This window comes from Streptococcus sp. Marseille-Q5112 (genome assembly GCF_916700555.1).
Lineage (GTDB): Bacteria > Bacillota > Bacilli > Lactobacillales > Streptococcaceae > Streptococcus > Streptococcus symci.
The window spans coordinates 1-3,888 of sequence record NZ_CAKAKP010000028.1; the positions used below are offsets into that span (position 1 = coordinate 1).

A 3,888-nucleotide genomic window follows, 5' to 3' on the forward strand; every position below is an offset into this window, starting at 1 on the left:
GTTAACACCTGCTGTGAATGGGCCTGGAAAATTAGCTTTGTCTAGGTAAGTAGCTGGAACATCCACTGTGTCTTTAGTGTTGTCGGCCACACCTTTTTGCACTTCAGCTGGAGTGGTCAAGCCATTCGATTCCGATTCGGCTTAATTTATTGTTTTCAATCATCATTTTACTCTTTATGACCATTATTGGTCGCCTGCTTTATATGCAGGTTTTGAACAAGGGTTTTTATGAGACAAAACTAGCATCGGCTAGTAAAACAAAGGTGACTACTAGTTCAGCTCGGGGTGAAATTTATGATGCCAGTGGCAAGCCCTTGGTTGAAAATACTGTGAAACAAGTTGTTTCATTTACTCGTAACAACAAAATGACGGCTGCAGATTTAAAAGAAACAGCCAAGAAGCTGTTAGCCTATGTAGGAGTTACTTCTCCAACATTGACTGACCGACAGTTGGCGGACTATTATCTAGCAGATCAAGATGTCTATAAGAAAGTAGTGGAAAGCTTACCACGTGAGAAACGTCTTGATTCAGATGGCAATCGTCTATCCGAATCAGAACTCTATAACAATGCGGTCGATAGTGTCCAAACGAGTCAATTAAACTATACAGAGGATGATAAGAAAGAAATTTATCTTTTTAGCCAACTCAATGCAGTTGGAAATTTTGCGACAGGGACCATTGCGACAGACTCCTTAACAGATACTCAGATTGCCTTGATTGCTTCGGCCTCTAAGAATTTACCTGGTATCAGTATTTCAACTTCGTGGGATCGAAAAGTTCTAGAGACTTCTCTTTCGTCTATAGTAGGAAGTGTATCCAGTGAAAAAGCTGGTCTTCCAGCTGAAGAAGCAGATGCTTATATCAAAAAGGGGTATTCTCTAAATGACCGTGTTGGAACCTCTTATCTAGAAAAACAATATGAAGAAACCTTGCAAGGAAAACGCTCGGTAAAAGAAATCCATCTGGATAAATATGGCAATATGGAAAGCGTGGACACAATTGAGGAAGGTAGTAAGGGAAACAATATCAAACTGACCATTGATTTGGCCTTCCAAGATAGCGTGGATGCTTTGCTGAAAAGTTATTTCAATTCCGAGCTAGGAAATGGTGGAGCCAAGTATTCTGAGGGTGTGTATGCAGTCGCCCTTAACCCCAAAACAGGTGCTGTTTTGTCTATGTCAGGACTCAAACATGACCTGAAAACGGGAGAGTTGACTCCTGATTCCTTGGGAACGGTAACCAATGTCTTTATCCCAGGTTCGGTTGTTAAGGCCGCTACCATCAGCTCAGGTTGGGAAAATGGTGTTTTATCAGGAAACCAAACCTTAACAGATCAGCCTATTGTTTTCCAAGGTTCAGCTCCAATTTATTCTTGGTATAAATTGGCATATGGATCTTTTCCTATTACAGCTGTGGAAGCCTTGGAGTATTCATCCAATGCTTACATGGTTCAAACCGCTCTTGGAATCATGGGCCAGACCTATCAACCAAATATGTTTGTTGGAACCAGCAATTTGGAAACAGCTATGGGAAAACTTCGTGCGACCTTTGGCGAATATGGCTTGGGGGCTGCGACCGGAATTGACCTACCAGATGAATCTACTGGATTTGTTCCCAAAGAGTATAGCTTTGCTAATTACATCACCAATGCCTTTGGGCAGTTTGATAACTATACGCCCATGCAGTTGGCTCAGTATGTAGCAACTATTGCAAATGATGGTGTTCGTGTGGCTCCTCGTATTGTTGAAGGCATTTATGGTAATAATGATAAGGGAGGACTGGGTGACTTGATTCAGCAACTGCAACCGACAGAGATGAATAAGGTCAATATATCCGACTCCGATATGAGTATCTTGCACCAAGGATTTTACCAAGTATCGCATGGAACTAGTCCCCTTACGACAGGACGGGCGTTTTCAGATGGCGCCACTGTTTCTATCAGTGGTAAGACCGGTACAGGTGAAAGCTATGTAGCTGGTGGTCAAGAAGCTAATAATACCAATGCCGTGGCCTATGCTCCAACAGAAAATCCTCAAATTGCAGTTGCAGTAGTCTTTCCTCATAATACCAATTTAACCAAAAATGTTGGGCCAGCAATTGCTCGCGACATTATCAATTTATATAACCAACACCATCCAATGAACTAGAAAGGAAGCCATGCTTTATCCAACACCTATTGCTAAGTTGATTGACAGTTATTCCAAACTTCCTGGTATTGGGATTAAGACAGCAACCCGTCTAGCCTTTTATACTATTGGAATGCCGGATGATGACGTCAACGAATTTGCTAAAAATCTCCTTTCAGCTAAAAGAGAGTTGACCTATTGTTCTATCTGTGGACGTTTAACCGATGAAGATCCCTGTTCTATCTGCACAGATCCAAGTCGGGACCAAACAACTATCCTCGTCCTAGAGGATAGTCGAGATGTAGCTGCTATGGAAAATATCCAAGAATACCACGGACTCTATCATGTCCTGCATGGTCTCATTTCTCCTATGAATGGCATTAGTCCAGATGATATCAATCTCAAGAGTCTCATGACCCGTCTGATGGATAGTGAGGTTTCAGAAGTAATCGTAGCAACCAATGCCACGGCAGATGGGGAAGCGACTTCCATGTATCTTTCGCGCTTACTCAAGCCAGCTGGGATCAAGGTTACGCGCCTAGCGCGAGGTCTAGCAGTGGGAGCAGATATCGAGTATGCGGACGAAGTAACCCTCTTACGAGCTATTGAAAATCGGACAGAGTTGTAAAAGTCAGTAAAAATTTAGCTCATTTTGACGTATAAGACAAGCCCTAGGAATTTTTCTAGGGTTTGTCTTTTTCGTTTTATAATGAGAGAAGGACAAATCTTGATAATAAGAATACTTCCCAGTAAACACAAAATATAAGGTATCAGAAAACGGATTTTCAAAATTCCTAGTAGCATCTCTATCAATATATTTTACTGAAGGATCAAGTTTTTTTAAGGATAAGATTGCCCTTTAGTTCGTTATAATTTATTTTGAAATCGTACTATTTTTATGTTATGATATGGTCAATATATAATTAATAAGTGGAGTTGGAAGTATGGGTGGAAAGATAAAATCTAGCACGATAGCAGCAGAGGCGGCTATTAATGAGTTGGTCGGGTATGAAACGAGCGACAAGCAAAATCAGCAGGTGGAATTTTCATATACATCTGGAATCACTGGAATGGAAGCAGGACGTCAGACCTGCAATCAAATGCTTCAAGCGGTCAGTGATTTTAGTTCAGCTGTTTTGACCCAAGCAAATAAGTTTCCAGAAATTGCTCATAGGATTGAAAAACGTGATATAGAGCAAGCGAAGAGATGGAGTCACTAAGGAATGGCAGATAGAAATGAAGAAAAGCGCACAGAAATTTGGCGTAAGATTGTTAAGATAGAAGATAAGGAAGACAGACTCCGAGCAACTAAAAAGCAATATGAACAGCAGTTGACAAACTTTTACTCGGATATTCAGAGCATTCACCATCGCATGATAAATCTATTGTCTCTCTCACCCAGTTCTCGTCAGCTAATAGAGCAAATCGAAAGTGATAATAGAACCATTCAGCGACAGGTCAACTCTTATGTAGAGGAGGAACTGGATACGTTGGAAAAACAAACTAAAAAGGCTTGTCGCTCTTTCGATGAAGCCAGAGAAGAACTGATAGCGGAAAGGAATCGGCTACCATGGGAGTAAAATACAGCGCACAAGAATCCCAAGAATTGATTCAGGCCATGACGAACAACCTCCGAGTCGCAAATGAAGTCACAGACCGTTTATCCAGCGGATGTGACCACCTGATTTCCTCTTTAGACTCAGGTGAGTTGACAGGAGCAGCCTACACAGCTGGTAAAGGTCTCTTTATAGAGATTATCATC

General features: G+C 41.4%; 4 protein-coding genes and 2 pseudogenes. 5 read left to right on the forward strand and 1 reads right to left on the reverse strand.

Translation table 11 applies throughout. The features are described from left to right. Positions 1-126, reverse strand: a pseudogene (locus tag LG372_RS09650) (SSURE domain-containing protein); the annotation flags it as partial. On the opposite strand from LG372_RS09650, the gene pbp2b reads away from it, so the two are divergent. The 5 genes and pseudogenes from pbp2b to LG372_RS09675 all read left to right on the forward strand — a co-directional run. Next, on the forward strand, positions 108-2,147 hold the full coding sequence (gene pbp2b / locus LG372_RS09655; RefSeq protein ID WP_225742709.1) for a penicillin-binding protein PBP2B: 2,040 nt from the start codon (positions 108-110) through the stop codon (positions 2,145-2,147). The pseudogene LG372_RS09650 and the gene pbp2b overlap by 19 nt on opposite strands. Positions 2,148-2,157: 10 nt before the next feature. Continuing rightward, entirely contained in the window at positions 2,158-2,754 is a 597-nt protein-coding gene (gene recR / locus LG372_RS09660; protein ID WP_000966742.1) for a recombination mediator RecR, read from the forward strand. A 316-nt stretch (positions 2,755-3,070) separates the two neighbouring features. Continuing rightward, on the forward strand, positions 3,071-3,346 hold the full coding sequence (locus tag LG372_RS09665) for a hypothetical protein (RefSeq protein WP_049491527.1): 276 nt from the start codon (positions 3,071-3,073) through the stop codon (positions 3,344-3,346). A gap of 3 nt (positions 3,347-3,349) precedes the next feature. Then, on the forward strand, positions 3,350-3,706 hold the full coding sequence (locus tag LG372_RS09670) for a hypothetical protein (protein ID WP_042750678.1): 357 nt from the start codon (positions 3,350-3,352) through the stop codon (positions 3,704-3,706). Next, positions 3,697-3,888: pseudogene (locus LG372_RS09675) on the forward strand (virulence protein); the annotation flags it as partial. The gene LG372_RS09670 and the pseudogene LG372_RS09675, both read left to right, overlap by 10 nt.